The sequence below is a fragment of the Virgibacillus natechei genome (assembly GCF_026013645.1).
GTDB classification, from domain to species: Bacteria; Bacillota; Bacilli; order Bacillales; family Amphibacillaceae; genus Virgibacillus_L; species Virgibacillus_L natechei.
On the sequence record NZ_CP110224.1, the window covers coordinates 1,797,562 to 1,813,340 of the forward strand.

Annotated in this window: 13 protein-coding genes; all 13 read left to right on the forward strand. The window is 36.5% G+C overall.

The features are described from left to right. Positions 1-104: 104 nt before the first annotated feature. Positions 105-899 carry a YmfK family protein gene (locus OLD84_RS09360; protein ID WP_209461278.1) on the forward strand — a complete coding sequence of 265 codons (795 nt, stop codon included), beginning with the start codon at positions 105-107 and terminating at the stop codon, positions 897-899. A 17-nt stretch (positions 900-916) separates the two neighbouring features. Continuing rightward, positions 917-1,819 (forward strand): helix-turn-helix domain-containing protein, encoded by a 903-nt coding sequence (locus OLD84_RS09365; RefSeq protein WP_209461277.1) that lies wholly within the window; start codon positions 917-919, stop codon positions 1,817-1,819. A gap of 78 nt (positions 1,820-1,897) precedes the next feature. Beyond that, a complete protein-coding gene (pgsA, locus tag OLD84_RS09370) occupies positions 1,898-2,476 on the forward strand; it encodes a CDP-diacylglycerol--glycerol-3-phosphate 3-phosphatidyltransferase (RefSeq protein ID WP_209461276.1) in 579 nt (192 codons plus the stop codon). Beyond that, positions 2,476-3,723, forward strand: a complete 1,248-nt coding sequence (locus OLD84_RS09375; protein ID WP_209461275.1) for a competence/damage-inducible protein A — start codon at positions 2,476-2,478, stop codon at positions 3,721-3,723. The genes pgsA and OLD84_RS09375 overlap by 1 nt, the downstream gene beginning before the upstream one ends. Before the next feature lie 171 nt (positions 3,724-3,894). Beyond that, positions 3,895-4,950 (forward strand): recombinase RecA, encoded by a 1,056-nt coding sequence (gene recA / locus OLD84_RS09380; RefSeq protein WP_209461274.1) that lies wholly within the window; start codon positions 3,895-3,897, stop codon positions 4,948-4,950. A 243-nt stretch (positions 4,951-5,193) separates the two neighbouring features. Continuing rightward, entirely contained in the window at positions 5,194-6,759 is a 1,566-nt protein-coding gene (gene rny, locus OLD84_RS09385) for a ribonuclease Y (RefSeq protein ID WP_209461273.1), read from the forward strand. 173 nt (positions 6,760-6,932) lie between these two features. Next, positions 6,933-7,730, forward strand: coding sequence for a TIGR00282 family metallophosphoesterase (locus OLD84_RS09390; protein WP_209461272.1), 798 nt, complete (start codon positions 6,933-6,935; stop codon positions 7,728-7,730). A 105-nt stretch (positions 7,731-7,835) separates the two neighbouring features. Next, positions 7,836-8,096, forward strand: coding sequence for a stage V sporulation protein S (locus OLD84_RS09395; protein WP_209461271.1), 261 nt, complete (start codon positions 7,836-7,838; stop codon positions 8,094-8,096). A 346-nt stretch (positions 8,097-8,442) separates the two neighbouring features. Beyond that, positions 8,443-10,011: a tRNA (N6-isopentenyl adenosine(37)-C2)-methylthiotransferase MiaB gene (gene miaB / locus OLD84_RS09400; protein WP_209461270.1), complete on the forward strand. Its 1,569-nt coding sequence runs from the start codon at positions 8,443-8,445 to the stop codon at positions 10,009-10,011. Positions 10,012-10,013: 2 nt separating this feature from the next. Beyond that, positions 10,014-10,442: a YlbF/YmcA family competence regulator gene (locus OLD84_RS09405; protein WP_209461269.1), complete on the forward strand. Its 429-nt coding sequence runs from the start codon at positions 10,014-10,016 to the stop codon at positions 10,440-10,442. 149 nt (positions 10,443-10,591) lie between these two features. Continuing rightward, positions 10,592-11,155, forward strand: a complete 564-nt coding sequence (locus OLD84_RS09410; protein WP_209461268.1) for an outer spore coat protein CotE — start codon at positions 10,592-10,594, stop codon at positions 11,153-11,155. Between the two features lie 120 nt (positions 11,156-11,275). Continuing rightward, complete coding sequence (gene mutS / locus OLD84_RS09415) at positions 11,276-13,852, forward strand: DNA mismatch repair protein MutS (RefSeq protein WP_209461537.1); 2,577 nt, start codon at positions 11,276-11,278, stop codon at positions 13,850-13,852. A 27-nt stretch (positions 13,853-13,879) separates the two neighbouring features. Next, entirely contained in the window at positions 13,880-15,739 is a 1,860-nt protein-coding gene (gene mutL, locus OLD84_RS09420) for a DNA mismatch repair endonuclease MutL (RefSeq protein WP_209461267.1), read from the forward strand. The last annotated feature ends 40 nt before the right edge of the window (positions 15,740-15,779 follow it).

Consider the following 15,779-nt stretch of genomic DNA (forward strand, 5'->3'; position numbering starts at 1 on the left):
AATCGCTTTTCACTGAACAGAAAATCATTTATTATGTAATATAGATATATTGTTTGCCTTTATATGTTAATATTAATACAGTATGCAATAAAAGGAGCTTTTTTATGGAAAAAACAGAATGGTACCTTGAATATGAAATTCAACATAACCGTCCTGGATTACTTGGTGATATATCTTCTTTATTAGGGATGTTATCCATTAATATTATAATGATAAATGGAATTGAGAATTCACGAAGAGGAATACTCATTCTCTCCAAATATGATGAGAATATCGCTCGTTTAAAGTCAATATTAGAAACAATGACTACGATTAGGGTAACGAAGATACGTAAACCAAGGCTATTTGATAAACTAGCTGTACGACATGGAAAGTATTTACACAGGGATACAAATGACCGAAAAACAATTCGTTTTGTTCGAAATGAATTAGGATTATTAGTAGATTTTATGGCAGAAATTTATAAAAAAGAAGAGCATAAATTAATTGGTATTCGCGGAATGCCGCGGGTAGGGAAAACTGAATCTGTTGTTGCTGCGAGTGTTTCGGCAAATAAACACTGGTTATTCGTATCTAGTACACTACTGAAACAAACTGTACGCAGTCAATTAATTGAAGGAGAACATGACCCCAATAATATTTATATTATTGATGGTGTTCTGTCAAAAAGACAAATAGATGATGAAAAGCATTGGCAATTAATTAGGGAAATTATGCAACTTCCATCTATCAAAGTTGTAGAGCATCCAGATATATTTGTGCAAGCAACACAATATACAATTGATGATTTCGATTACATTATTGAGTTGCGCAGTCATGAAAATGAAGAAATTACATACGAACCAATAGAAAGACAAGAATTTACTCAAAATGACGGTTTTTCCATGTTTGATTTTTAGAATAGGCGGTGTTATATATGGAATTAGGAGAAAGGCTACGTGAGGCTAGAGAAGCAAAAAACATATCATTGGATAGTTTACAGGAATCGACAAAAATACAAAAAAGATATTTAGCTGCTATAGAAGAAGGCAATTTTGATATACTTCCAGGGAAGTTTTATGCTAGAGCCTTTATCAAGGAATATGCTAACGCTGTTGGTATAGATCCAAATGATGTTTTAGAAGAATATAAGGAAGATATTCCCAAAACGGAAAATGAAAAAGATGTGCAGTATACACGAATACAACGGACGCGAAAAGAAAACAATACAGAAAAGAACCCAGCTATATTCTCACTTATGCCCACAATAATCGTCGTAATATTAGTAATCGGTATCATTTTGGCAGCATTTTTTTTCTATCAACAAGCGTCCTCTGATGAGGATGAGAGCATAACGCAAGGGGAACAAAATGATAATGAAGTTATTATAACGAACCCTGATGACGAGAATGGAACAGAAGAAGATGATGAGTCAAATGAAGCATCAGAGGACATAGAAGATACGCCGTCAGAAGAGGAGGAGGAAGAACAGCCTCAAGCTGAATTTAATTTGACGGAGGAAGGTAGTGGAACAGTACCTGTATCTACTTTTGAATTAAATAACGTGGGCGAAGAGCTCTCACTAGTTATGGAAGCAGATGGAAGCTCATGGGTGAGCATAACAAATGAAAATGAAGAAGTTTTGTATACAGATACGTTAACGGAGGAAGATTCACCTTTAGAATTAGACCTAACGGGTGAAGATAGAATTGAGTTTAATATTGGCTATACACCAAATATTCAAATTATGATGAACGATGTTGAATTAGAATATGCGGTTGATCCTGATGATCGAGATCATCAAAGAATATGGGTAGACATCAACAGCGAAACCGAATAATGCTTATAAACCCTTCCCTACATGTATGGTGGAAGGGTTTTATACCTTGGAAGATAGGAAATAGGAGGATATGACGTCATGAATATACCAAATAAGATTACCTTGTCACGTATTTTTTTAATTCCCGTATTTATTGTTTTATTAAGTGTGCCTTTTGATTGGGGTCAGTGGAATATAGGGGATACACAATTACCTGTTTCTCATTTTGTAGCGGCTTTACTGTTCATTTTCGCTGCAGCTACGGATTGGGTAGATGGGTACTATGCCAGGAGGTATAACCTTGTAACTAATTTAGGTAAGTTTCTCGATCCACTTGCAGATAAACTGCTTGTATCGGCAGCCTTGATTTTATTAGTAGAAATGGGATTAGCGCCGGCATGGGTTGTTATATTAATTATAAGTAGAGAGTTTGCCGTAACAGGAATCCGGTTAGTAGCGGCAGGTGAAGGTATAGTACTAGCAGCAAGTAGTATGGGTAAATTAAAAACAGTCACTCAAATTGTTGCAGTTGCAGCCCTGCTGCTTCATAATTTTCCTTTTTCCGATATAGGATTTCCGTTTGCTACGATTATGCTTTATGTAGCTTTATTTTTCACGGTATATTCTGGTTGTGATTATTTCGTTAAGAATTGGCATGTTATGAAGGAGTCTAAATAATGAAGAATGTTAAAGCAGAGTTTATTGCAGTTGGTACTGAATTGCTGTTGGGACAAATCGCGAATACCAATGCACAATGGTTATCACAACAGCTCGCTCGATATGGAATTAATGTTTATAATCATACAGTGGTCGGTGATAATCTATACCGGGTGGAGGATGCCTTTTCCGAGGCACAAAGTCGTGCGGATATTATTATAGTTACAGGTGGTCTAGGCCCTACAGAAGACGACTTAACACGTGAAGCATTCCAGCAAATAAGTGATTTAGAAATTATGGAGCACACACCTTCAATGAATAAAATAGAAGCGTTCTTTGAAAAGCAAAAATCTACGATGACACCAAATAATCGAAGACAAGCACGTGTTTTTAAAGGTTCCGAGGTACTCGATAATACAGTTGGAATGGCCCCTGGAATGATTGTCAAATATGAACAAAAAACATGGATTTTCTTACCCGGTGTTCCAAGGGAGATGAAACAACTTGTAAAAAGTGATGTCATTCCTTATCTTCAAAAACTAACTGGAAATGAAGAAATTATTAAATCAACTATTTTAAAATTCACCGGTATAGGTGAGTCCTCCCTAGAGCATGAATTAAGTGATATTATTCAAGCTCAAAGCAACCCAACTATTGCCCCATTAGCTCAGGATGATAGTGTTGTTATTCGTCTTACAGCAAAAGATCGTTCAAAGGAAAAAGTAGATGAATTACTTAAAGGTACGAAACAGGAGATATTAGCAAAGGTTGGTTCTTATTTCTATGGAGTGGATGATCAAACCATTGAAAGCCAGATAGTTGCATTACTGAAAAAGGAAAATAAGCATATTGCTGTTGCTGAAAGTCTAACAGGTGGTATGTTAACAGATAAGCTCATTTCAGTGGAAGGCGCTTCTTCTGTTTGTCATGGTGGTATTGTTTGTTATGACACAACAGTAAAACAGGATCTTCTAGGTGTTTCCAAAGAGCTTATACAAAATAAAGGAACAATTAGCGAGGAATGTGCTTTGGTGATGGCTGAAAATGTACGTGAAAAGTTGAATGCTTCTATAGGAATTAGTTGTACTGGAGTAGCGGGCCCAGATGAAGTAGAAGGGAAGTCTGCAGGGCTGGTTTATATTGCAATTTGCGATGATACTGGAGAAAAATTTGTTGAAAAGTTTAACTTTCAAGGTAATCGCAACTCGATTAGACGTCGAACGACTTTAAAAAGTTTAGAAATTCTTTTCAAACATTTAAAAGGCTAAAATAGAAGCTTATTTTAATAGAAATTGATGTTTTACGATAGGAACCTATTCTATTTATCTATTTTTGAGGGGAAAACATGGCGAAAACCAGAGAACGTTTATTCGATTTTTCTTGGCAAATCTTAAAAAACAATGTATGATGTAAGTAGATAATTAAAGGAGGCAAATACGGTGAGCGATAAAAAACAACAGGCTCTAGATATGGCGTTAAAACAAATAGAGAAACAATTTGGTAAAGGGTCTATCATGAAATTAGGAGATCAGGAAGTCCAAAAAATAGCAACAATTCCAAGTGGATCACTAGCACTAGATGTAGCACTGGGAATAGGTGGATACCCACGAGGAAGAGTCGTAGAAATATACGGACCAGAATCATCTGGTAAAACAACGGTGGCGTTACATGCAATTGCAGAAGCACAGCGAAAAGGTGGACAAGCTGCATTTATTGATGCAGAACATGCGCTTGATCCGACATATGCAAGGGCGTTAGGCGTGGATATTGAAGAATTACTTTTATCACAGCCTGATACTGGTGAGCAAGCGTTAGAGATTGCGGAAGCACTTGTGCGAAGTGGGGCAGTAGATATTGTTGTGGTTGATTCAGTTGCAGCTTTAGTGCCTAAAGCAGAAATTGAAGGTGATATGGGTGACGCTCACGTTGGGCTGCAGGCTCGTCTTATGTCCCAAGCATTAAGAAAACTATCTGGATCAATTAATAAATCGAATACGACTGCTGTGTTCATCAACCAAATTCGTGAAAAAGTTGGTGTGATGTTTGGTAATCCAGAAACAACTCCAGGTGGACGAGCCCTTAAATTCTACTCTTCTGTCCGCTTAGAAGTACGTCGTGCGGAAACGTTGAAGCAAGGTAACGATATAATGGGAAATAAAGCTAGAATTAAAGTAGTTAAAAATAAAGTAGCAGCACCATTTAAGCAAGCAGAGGTCGATATCATGTATGGGGAAGGAATTTCAAAAGAAGGTGAAATTATCGATATTGGATCCGATCTGGAAATCGTTCAAAAAAGTGGTGCATGGTATTCATATAATGGAGAAAGACTCGGTCAAGGTCGTGAAAATGCTAAACAATTTTTACAAGAAAATAAAGATATGATGGCAGAAATCCATGAATCTATTCGTAAACATCATAATTTGGATGAAACGCAAGAAGAACCAGACAAAGAACCAGAAAAAGAATTAGAAAAAGAAAGTACAGATGTAAAATAGGTTTATATAGTTCATTACCAGTGATCCCCTACCGATATTTAGTAGGGGATCATTTGATTTTAACTAATCCCCTACATGATTAGTTGTGACGTTTCCTTGACATTAAACATATAGACAATTAAAATTAAGATGTATATTTATAATTTCCATTATAAGATATATTATTATTTATGCATTGAACATGGTACATGCCGACAATAATGAATGGTACGTAAAATTTTATAGCAATAGGAGGTGAAAATCGTGGACAATCCTTTAATCATCTCCATTTTGCTTGCTCTAATCCTAATCGTCGGTATTGTTGTTGGTTATCTGATTCGTAAATCTATTGCTGAAGCTAAGATTTCCAGTGCAGAATTTTTAGCAAAACAGATAGTTGATGAAGCACATCGAAATGCGGATGCCGCTAAAAAAGAGGCGCTTCTTGAGGCGAAAGATGAGAATCATAAGCTTCGCCAACAGTCAGAAGAAGAATTACGTGAAAGACGTTCAGAAGTACAAAAGCAAGAAAATCGTCTGATGCAGAAAGAAGAAAATCTGGACAGAAAAAGTGAAACACTGGACAAGCGTGAACTCTTGTTAGAGGAAAAAGAACAATCACTTACAGAAAAACAACAACAAATTGAAGAAATGGAAAGCAAAGTGGAAGCTACGAAACAGGAGCAGCAAACTGAGCTTGAGCGCATTTCGGGATATACAACTGACCAAGCAAAACAGATTATTTTAGAACGAATTGAAAAAGAGGTTACACATGAATCAGCATTAATGGTAAAAGAAGCTGAAAACCGTGCGAAGGAAGAAGCTGATAAAAAGGCGAAAAATATTCTTTCATTAGCTTTACAGCGTTGTGCTGCGGATCACGTTGCTGAAACTACAGTATCTGTTGTAAACCTTCCTAATGATGAAATGAAAGGTCGTATCATCGGTCGTGAAGGTCGTAATATACGAACACTAGAAACATTAACTGGTATTGATTTAATTATTGATGATACACCAGAAGCGGTGATTTTATCCGGTTTTGATCCAATACGTCGAGAAACAGCTCGTATGGCGTTAGAAAAACTGGTACAAGATGGCAGAATTCATCCAGCAAGAATTGAAGAAATGGTGGATAAAGCCAGACGTGAAGTTGATGAATATATACGAGAAATTGGAGAAGAAACAACATTTGAGGTTGGTATACATGGACTGCATCCAGATCTAATAAAAATACTCGGTCGTTTAAAATATCGTACAAGTTATGGTCAAAATGTCTTGAAGCACTCAACAGAGGTTGCTTACCTCTCTGGTTTACTGGCTGCTGAATTAGGTGAAGATGTAACGTTAGCAAGAAGAGCTGGTTTACTTCATGACATTGGAAAAGCAATCGATCATGAAGTGGAAGGTAGTCACGTTGAAATTGGTAAAGAGCTAGGAGTCAAGTACAAAGAGCATGAAGTAGTCATTAATTCGATTGCTTCTCACCACGGTGATGAAGAAGCAACTTCCGTCATTTCGGTATTAGTAGCTGCTGCAGACGCTTTATCTGCCGCACGTCCTGGTGCAAGAAGTGAAACATTAGAAAACTATGTGAAGCGTTTGGAAAAGCTTGAAGAAATTTCGGAGTCTTTTGCAGGTGTAGAGAAATCATTTGCAATTCAGGCCGGAAGAGAAATTCGTATTATGGTTAAACCTGATGAAATCGATGATATTGAATCCGTAAGTATTGCCCGAGATATTCGAAAACAAATTGAAGGGGAACTTGATTATCCAGGTCATATAAAAGTAACTGTTATTAGAGAAACAAGATCAGTTGAATATGCGAAATAAAAGCGGTCATATGACCGCTTTTATTTTTAGGAAGTTTTGATATTTTGGCAGATAGAAAAGCTAAAACTTTGTGTAACAAAGGCCTAAAGGCTGGCTAATGCCAAGTTTTTCTAAACAATGCATAAGCATTATGAAAAACTGATTCTATTAATGAAGATAGGAGAATTTATACGATGAAGATTTTATTTATTGGAGACGTAGTAGGTTCCCCAGGCAGGGATGCGGTACAAGAATATTTACCTAAACTAAAAGAAAAATACAAACCGAATATGACCATTATAAATGGAGAAAATGCAGCCTCAGGAAATGGAATTAATGAAAAAATTTATAAACAATTTTTAGAATGGGGAGCCCAAGTTATTACAATGGGAAACCATACATGGGATAAGAAAGAGATTTTCGAATTTATTGATGATGCAAAATATATGATTCGACCAGCAAACTTTCCAGAAGGTACACCTGGGAAAGGTTTGGTATTTGTGAATTTTAACGGAATAGAAATAGCAGTTATTAATCTGCAGGGACGTACATTTCTGCCTCCTATTGATGATCCGTTTCGCAAAGCTGATGAATTAATTGATGAAGCCAAAAAACGAACAACTATCATTTTTGTAGATTTTCATGGGGAAGCGACCAGTGAAAAACAAGCTATGGGTTGGTATTTAGATGGTAGAGTAAGCGCTGTGGTTGGTACGCATACACATACACAAACAGCGGATGAACGCATTTTACCACAAGGGACTGCATATATATCAGATGTGGGGATGACAGGTCCTTATGATGGGATATTGGGTGTAGATAAAGATGCAGTGATGAAACGATTTTTGACGTCACTACCAGTACGTTTTGAAATTACAAAAAAGGGTAGAACACAATTAAATGGTTTTATGGTTACAGTTGACAATTCCAATGGAAAAGCGACGAAGGTAGAGCGAATTTTAATTAACGATGATCACCCATTCTTCGGTTGATTAATTGAAACTTTCAAATTATTGATGCATAATAGGGAATAAGCTAACATCTCCAGGAATATAGTAGCAATAGAACTACAATAGTGAATGAGGGAGGTACTAGTAATGGACGTATTAAAAGTTTCAGCAAAATCAAGTCCAAATTCAGTAGCAGGTGCACTTGCGAATGTATTACGTGAAAAAGGCTCAGCGGAGATGCAGGCAATCGGTGCTGGTGCATTAAATCAATCCGTTAAAGCGGTAGCTATAGCGAGAGGGTTTGTGGCCCCGAGTGGAGTAGATTTAATTTGTATACCGGCATTTACGGATATTATGATTGATGATGAAGAAAGAACAGCAATTAAGTTAATTGTAGAGCCAAGGTAATCCTAAAAATAGTAATAAGTAGTGTTGCGTATATGCGTAGCACTATTTTTTATTTTGACTGTTTTTGATTAAGGTCTATAGAACGCGGCTAATCGTAACCTATCGCTGCAGGAAATACATTGCGCGCAACTTAGAGGGCTGAAGATCTTATTGTTGCTAATGCATTTCGCACCTATCCTATGCCTTTTCTATACCTTACTTAAATATGACGTTTTCATGACAGTTCTTTAAATATGAAGATGTTTTGTTTGCGCTCAATATAGGATGTATTGTTTAATTTACATATAGCCTTTATACTGAAACAATACAGATTTATACACAGATCTATAATGAAAGGAGATTCATTATGAATGAAGAACAGCGAAAACAACAATCGCAAATAAAGCAGGTAGATGTTACAGATGTAAGAACAGATCAACACAAACCCCTGCATGACAAAACAAGTGATGATTTTGCAAAATATTTCGAGACAACATATGAACCTCCTAATTTAAATAAAGCTCGTAAACGTGGGCGAGATCAAGTGAATGTTCATTATGATTTCGGTATCCCTGAAGATATGCAAAACATAGGAGAAGGAAAAAAATTCTTAATTCGTACATATGGGTGTCAAATGAATGAACATGACACAGAAGTAATGGCTGGAATTTTAACTGAAATGGGTTATGAAACAACTTCAGACACAAATGAAGCGGATATTATACTATTAAACACTTGTGCGATTCGGGAAAATGCTGAAAACAAGGTCTTCGGTGAAATTGGGCACTTAAAGCCACTTAAACTAGAGAATCCGGATTTAATCTTAGGTGTCTGTGGGTGTATGTCCCAAGAAGAATCCGTAGTAAATAGGATTTTGCAAAAGCACCAGCACGTTGATTTGATTTTTGGAACACATAATATTCACCGCTTACCGCAATTGGTGAAAGAAGCAATGTTTGGCAAAGAGAAAATAGTTGAAGTGTGGTCTAAAGAGGGAGACATTATTGAAAATCTTCCAAAGCAACGTAAAGGAAAAATTAAAGCATGGGTTAATATCATGTACGGCTGTGATAAGTTCTGCACCTATTGTATTGTCCCAATGACCCGCGGCAAGGAGCGTAGTCGGCTACCTGAAGATATCATTCAAGAGGTGCGTCATTTAGCTGCTCAAGGGTATCAGGAAGTTACATTACTTGGACAAAATGTTAATGCATACGGAAAAGATTTTGAGGATATGACTTATGGCCTTGGTGAATTGATGGATGATATTCATAAAATCGATATACCACGTGTGCGTTTCACAACATCACATCCAAGAGACTTTGATGATCGTTTAATCGAGGTTTTAGCTCAGGGCGGAAATCTCCTAGATCATATTCACTTGCCAGTTCAATCTGGGAGTAGTGAAGTTTTAAAGAAAATGAATCGAAAATACACGCGAGAAGAGTATTTAGAGTTAGTTCGTAAAATACGTGAAGCTATACCAAATGCAACGCTTACTACAGATATTATTGTAGGGTTTCCAAATGAAACAGAAGAACAATTTGAAGAAACAATGACATTGGTGGAAGAGGTTGGCTTTGAAGCTGCATTTACATTCATTTATTCACCGCGTGACGGCACACCAGCCGCACGTAAAAAAGATGATGTGCCTGAAGAGGTCAAGAAACAGCGCTTATATCGTTTGAATGATCTTGTAAACAAGCAAGCCGCGGCGTCAATGAAAGAATATGAAAATGAAGTTGTTCAGGTGCTTGTTGATGGCGAAAGTAAAAAAGACCCAGATGTTCTAGCTGGTTATACAGAAAAGAATAAACTGGTAAACTTCAAAGGCCCAAAATCATCAATTGGTAAAATTGTTGATATCGAAATTACAGAAACCAGAACATGGTCATTGAATGGTAAAATGGTTGAAAACACAGTAGAGGTGAATTAAAGATGGTTAAATATACAAGAGCTCAAGTATTAGACGAAGCTAAAAAATTAGCAGAAATGCTTGCTAGTACAGAAGAAATTGATCGATTTAAACAAGTGGAAGCAAAAATCAATGATAATAAAAAAGTGCAGCAATTAATTAAAAAAATAAAAACACTACAAAAACAAGCGGTTAATTTTCAAGCATATGAAAAAACGGAAGCACTCAAGAAAGTAGAGGCTGAAATTGACAGGTTACAAGAAGAAATTGATGAAATTCCAGTTGTTCAGGAATTTAAAGAAACGCAAATTGTTGTAAATGATGTCCTGCAGCTAGTATCGGGAACGATTGCCAGAGAAGTTACCAATAATGTAATTGAATCAACTGGTGGCGATATTTTAGCAGGAGAAACTGGTTCTAAAGTAAGTAACAGTCCAGGAGGCTGCAGCTAAATAAAGAAACAGACAGGAGGAAAAACACCTGTCTGTTTCTTTATTTTTGCTTCATAATTTTATCTTTTCTTGTATTTAAGAAATAGCTATGCACTTTAGGTATTTGTCTTGCATAAAATGACAATGAAAAAGAGGAGGTAAAAGTAATTATGACTTTTCTTGATAAAGAGTATAGAGAAATCATTACAAAAGCTGTCTGTGGCAAGGGGCGCAAGTTTACGCAAGCTACTCATTCCATCGCACCATCACATCGCCCGACAAGTATTTTGGGGTGCTGGGTGATTAATCATTTATATAATGCCAAGAAAAAATCAGAGGATACGGTAGAAATTAATGGTAGCTATGACATAAATATTTGGTATTCGTATAATGATAATACAAAGACAGAGGTGGTGACAGAGAGGGTAACTTACTCTGATATTATTCCACTTTCTGTTAAAGATGATAACAGCATCAATGATGAATACGATGTTATTGCTAAGGTGATCCAACAACCAAATTGCCTGGAATGCAAAATTGGTAGTAAAGGGCAAAAGATTTCTGTTGAGATTGAGAGAGAATTTGTAGTGCAAGTCATTGGTGAAACCAAGATTAATGTAAGAGTGGATCCAAAATGGGATAAACACGATGACGATGATGATGGGTGGGATTTTGAATTAACCGATGAAGAGTTGGGTGACGTAGATCCTGATTTCCTAAATGAAAAGGATTAGCTGAATTACGAGGGATAATCTTCCTCGTAATTTTTCTGTCGTCTAACATCAACATCTCGATTAACCTGCTAACAATGTGTTATAGTAGTAGAAGTATATATCGGTTTTGGAGGATAGATGATGGCAAAACACACACCAATGATGGAACAATATTTAAAAATAAAAGCAGAACATCCGGACGCCTTTTTATTTTATCGATTAGGTGACTTTTATGAGATGTTTTTTGATGACGCAATAAGTGCTGCCAGAGAATTGGAAATAACACTGACGAAACGTGATCCAGGTCAAAAGGAACCTATTCCTATGTGCGGGGTACCCTATCATGCAGCGGAAAACTATATACAAATTTTAATCGAAAAAGGCTATAAGGTAGCTGTATGCGAACAAGTGGAAGATCCAAAAACATCAAAAGGCGTTGTGAAAAGAGAAGTTGTACAACTTGTCACACCAGGAACTGTAATGGAAAGTAAAATGTTAAATGAAGGTGAGAATAATTACATTGTCAGCCTGTCGCATTTTAGCGATGGGTCATATGTCATTGTATATAATGATTTGTCTACAGGCGAAAATCGGATTGCGCTTATTACAAATGGTTGGAATGCCGTTATTCATGAATTATATAATCAACCGGTTAGTGAAATTGTCATTTCCTCCAATTTACCAGAGGATTTAAAAGAACAGTTACGTGATCGGTTGCAGGTTACATTATCTTATCAGGATGACGTTAAGTTCAATGCTGAATTTCGTATGCTTAGTGAAAATTTAAATGATGAACGGTTAATGAAAGCTTTTAGTAGACTATTGAATTATATTCAACATACGCAGAAGCGTTCGCTTGATCATCTACAACAGGTGGAGGTGATTGAACTAGATCATTATATGTCACTTGATATGTATTCAAAACGTAATCTTGAATTAACAGAAACGATTTTAAAAAAAGGAAAGCATGGTAGTTTATTATGGGTTCTTGATAGATCAGTAACGGCTATGGGCTCACGAATGCTAAAAAAATGGTTGGAGCGGCCTTTATTAAATCAGAAGCATATTGAAGAAAGGCTTGAAATTGTAGAAGGTTTTTATCAGGGCTTTATGGAACGTGATACATTACGTGATATCTTAAAATCAGTTTATGACCTAGAGCGTCTTGCTGGACGTATTGCTTTTGGTAATGTGAATGCTCGCGATCTTATTCAATTAAAACAGTCACTACAGAAGATTCCTGAGCTAAAATCAACCCTGGATCAGTTTCCTCATGAAGAGATTAAAGCAGTAGCTGATAACCTGGTTTATCCTGAACATTTAGTAGATTTATTACATTCAAGTTTAGTAGATAACCCGCCAATATCCGTTAAGGAAGGATCACTTATTAAAGATGGATACAACGAGCAGCTTGATACCTATCGATATGCTTCTAGAAACGGAAAAAACTGGATTGCCCAACTGGAGCAAAAGGAGAAGCAGGAAACACAAATTAAATCTCTTAAAATTGGTTATAATCGAGTATTTGGGTACTATATTGAAGTGACAAAAGCGAATTTACATCTATTACCAGAAGGAAGATATGAGAGGAAACAGACACTAACGAATGCTGAACGTTATATAACACCAGAGTTAAAAGAGAAAGAGCAACTAATATTAGATGCCGAGGAACAAAGTGTAGAACTGGAGTACAATCTATTTATCGAAATTCGTGAACAAATCAAAGAAGATATACCACGGTTACAATATTTGGCGGATATGGTTAGTACGATTGATGTACTGCAGGCCTTTGCAACAGTGAGTGAAGCAAATAATTATAAGCGGCCTCAATTTGGGAAGAATCATCTAACAATAACGAGTGGTCGACACCCTGTGATTGAACAGGTTATGAAAGAAGGTTCATTTGTTCCTAATGATATTTCATTGAATGATAACAAAAATATATTATTAATAACCGGACCCAATATGTCGGGAAAAAGCACCTATATGCGTCAATTGGCATTAACAGTAATTATGGGGCAAATTGGATGTTTTGTTCCGAGTGACGAAGCCGAGTTAATTATATTCGATCAAATTTTTACAAGAATTGGGGCTGCTGATGATCTTGTATCTGGCCAGAGTACGTTTATGGTAGAAATGCTTGAAGCGAATCATGCGATTGCCAATGCGACCGACAGAAGTTTAATTCTACTAGATGAGATCGGTCGAGGGACAAGTACATATGATGGAATGGCATTAGCACAATCAATTGTTGAATATATTCATAATAATATCCAAGCTAAGACGCTTTTTTCAACCCATTATCACGAATTAACAACTTTGGAAGAATCCTTATCAAATTTGAAGAATATTCATGTACGTGCTGAAGAACATGAAGGAAGTGTCGTTTTTTTGCATCAAATTAAAGATGGGGCAGCAGATGAAAGCTACGGAATTCATGTAGCTAAATTAGCAGATCTTCCGGAGCCTTTAATTGAACGGGCAAGTTCGATTTTAGAGGAATTAGAAAGCAATGATAAGCCCAAACCAATTACAGGGAAAATAGAGTCTGGACAGTTATCATTTTTCGTAGAAGAAAAGAAATCAGCAAAGAGAGAAGTTATACCTGAATCCAATGAAAAAGTAATTGATGATTTAAAAGAGTTGAATCTATTTGAAATGACTCCTTTAGAAGCCATGAATGCATTGTATAAATTACAAAAAAACGTAAAAAAGTAAGTGATTTTCTCAGAAAGGATTGTTTGCATGAAAATTGTACAAATGCCTGATGCATTAGCTAATAAAATCGCGGCTGGCGAAGTTGTTGAACGGCCTGCATCTGTTGTGAAGGAATTAGTGGAAAACAGTATTGATGCAAACAGTACATGGATTAAAATTGAAATCTCGGAGGCAGGATTACAGCAAATAAAAATAACGGATGATGGGGATGGCATGTCTGAAGAGGATGGTGAAAAAGCCTTTTTACCTCATGCCACAAGCAAAATAAAAGAAGAAAATGACTTGTTTCATGTAAAAACACTTGGTTTTCGTGGGGAAGCACTTGCCAGTATTGCATCAGTTAGCCGATTAACTGTAAAGACATCTCAAGGGGACGCGGCAGGTACTTTGTTATCATTAGAAGGCGGAAAAATCGTCGATAAAACAAAAAGTGATGCGCGAAGGGGTTCAGAAATTGTTGTTAACGATTTGTTTTATAATACACCAGCAAGGTTAAAATATATGAAAAGTCTTCATACGGAACTAGGACATATTACAGACCTGCTTAATCGAATAGCCTTAGCTCATCCTGAAATAAGGTTTGAAGCAACACATAATGGGAAATCGCTGTTTCATACGCCTGGTACTGGTGACATGCTTAACGTTATTTCACAGGTATATGGGATGGGTACAGCAAAAAAAATGTTACGAATTAAACAGGAGACACTTGATTTTTCTATTCAGGGTTATATCGCTAGACCGGAAGTGACAAGGGCGTCAAGATCCTATATTTCTACTATTATCAATGGTCGTTTCGTTAAAAGCATTCCGCTAAATAAGGCTATTATTCAAGCCTATCACACCTTATTGCCAATTGGTCGTTCGCCAATTGTTGTGCTATCCATTCAAATGGACCCTATTTTAGTTGATGTTAATGTACACCCAACAAAGCAGGAAGTCCGCTTTAGTAAAGAAAAGGAATTATTTGCAGCAATTGAAGAGACGATTAAAAATAAATTCAGAGAAATAACCCTAATTCCAGAAGTGCATAAACAGCAATTCAAAAAGGATAAATCCGAGCAACATACCATGCGTTTTGAAGAACCCATTAACCAAGCTCAGTCATCTGTAAGGACTACAGACGACACCATAATCAATGAACCGCAACCTGTAATGATGGACAATCAACAGCAGGAACCGCACAGTGGAACACCATTTCTTCAGAAAAGTGTTCAAACGGAGCAGTCACCATTAGAAGCAGAAGCAGAAGCAGAAGCAGAGTTAAAGGATAACTCGAATTATAAGGAAGAGGAGTTCACGAAACAACGCATTCCTGCCATGTACCCAATTGGTCAACTGCAAGGAACCTATATACTAGCGCAAAATGAAAATGGCTTGTATATGGTAGATCAGCATGCTGCCCAGGAACGAATTAAATATGAATTCTTTAAGAAAAAATTAGGGGATACGAATAATGAATTACAGCAACTGTTACTCCCACTAACATTTGAATTCTCCAAACAAGAATCTATTTTTATAGAACAATATAAAGCGGAATTAGAGAATGTAGGTTTATTTTTTGAATCGTTTGGTCAGCAAAGCTATATTATACGTTCACATCCAAATTGGTTCCCGAATGGATTTGAAGAAGAGGTAATACGGGAAATGATTGACCAAATTATGCAAGACGAAAAAGTTAATGTAGAAATAATTAGAGAAGACGCGGCAATTTTAATGTCGTGCAAACGATCGATTAAGGCAAATCATTATTTAAATCATGATGATATGTTTCGGTTATTGGATGATTTACGGCAATCAACAGATCCATTTACATGTCCACATGGTAGACCGATAATTGTACACTTTTCTACGTATGAACTCGAAAAGATGTTTAAACGTGTGATGTAAGATGTATAAATAATCTGTGCCACGTTAAAGCTATAAAAAA

What these genes read in the sequence shown, in the direction of transcription:
- OLD84_RS09410 (WP_209461268.1), top strand. Translation starts at nt 10,592, where the DNA reads ATGACTTTTCTTGATAAAGAGTATAGAGAAATCATTACAAAAGCTGTC.
- miaB (WP_209461270.1), top strand. Translation starts at nt 8,443, where the DNA reads ATGAATGAAGAACAGCGAAAACAACAATCGCAAATAAAGCAGGTAGAT.
- OLD84_RS09390 (WP_209461272.1), top strand. Translation starts at nt 6,933, where the DNA reads ATGAAGATTTTATTTATTGGAGACGTAGTAGGTTCCCCAGGCAGGGAT.
- OLD84_RS09365 (WP_209461277.1), top strand. Translation starts at nt 917, where the DNA reads ATGGAATTAGGAGAAAGGCTACGTGAGGCTAGAGAAGCAAAAAACATA.
- pgsA (WP_209461276.1), top strand. Translation starts at nt 1,898, where the DNA reads ATGAATATACCAAATAAGATTACCTTGTCACGTATTTTTTTAATTCCC.
- OLD84_RS09360 (WP_209461278.1), top strand. Translation starts at nt 105, where the DNA reads ATGGAAAAAACAGAATGGTACCTTGAATATGAAATTCAACATAACCGT.
- OLD84_RS09405 (WP_209461269.1), top strand. Translation starts at nt 10,014, where the DNA reads ATGGTTAAATATACAAGAGCTCAAGTATTAGACGAAGCTAAAAAATTA.
- mutS (WP_209461537.1), top strand. Translation starts at nt 11,276, where the DNA reads ATGGCAAAACACACACCAATGATGGAACAATATTTAAAAATAAAAGCA.
- OLD84_RS09395 (WP_209461271.1), top strand. Translation starts at nt 7,836, where the DNA reads ATGGACGTATTAAAAGTTTCAGCAAAATCAAGTCCAAATTCAGTAGCA.
- mutL (WP_209461267.1), top strand. Translation starts at nt 13,880, where the DNA reads ATGAAAATTGTACAAATGCCTGATGCATTAGCTAATAAAATCGCGGCT.
- OLD84_RS09375 (WP_209461275.1), top strand. Translation starts at nt 2,476, where the DNA reads ATGAAGAATGTTAAAGCAGAGTTTATTGCAGTTGGTACTGAATTGCTG.